Annotated in this window: 1 protein-coding gene; it reads right to left on the reverse strand. The window is 66.7% G+C overall.

Features of this window, described 5'->3' with window-relative positions; genetic code table 11:
- Positions 1 to 235: 235 nt before the first annotated feature.
- A partial coding sequence (locus HX774_RS19180) for a methyltransferase (protein ID WP_178829001.1) occupies positions 236 to 453 on the reverse strand: 218 nt, incomplete at its 5' end.

Raw genomic sequence — 453 nt, forward strand, 5'->3', positions numbered from 1 at the left:
ACCAGACCCGGAACCGGGTCCAGCGGCTCGCCGTCGATCTCCATCCGGCTCGGCAGGTCGGGCGTCACCGGAATGCGCTTGGACACATCGGTCAGGTCTGCGCCGTCCAGCACGATCCCGCCCGCCTTGCCCATCCGCGCCATCTCGGCCCGCGAGCCATAGCCCATGGAGCCGAGGAGCTTATCGACTCTACTTGTTGGGGTCCTACCGCCCTTCGGGCTGCTTGAGGACGTGCTCACTTCACCGCCTCGAAGATCTTGTACCCGCCCTTGTCGAGCAGCGGCTTCACCCGCTTGAAGGCCGCGTTCAGTTCGGCCTCATAGGGCAGGTGCCGGTTGGCCACCAGCCACAGCACGCCGCCGGTCTTCAGCAGGGCCGCCGCCTGACGGATGAAGTTCTGACCCAGACGCCGATCCTCGGTCCCGCCGTCGTGGAAGGGCGGATTGCTGACGA

Origin of the sequence: Brevundimonas sp. P7753, assembly GCF_013386595.1 — a bacterium.
Lineage (GTDB): Bacteria > Pseudomonadota > Alphaproteobacteria > Caulobacterales > Caulobacteraceae > Brevundimonas > Brevundimonas bullata.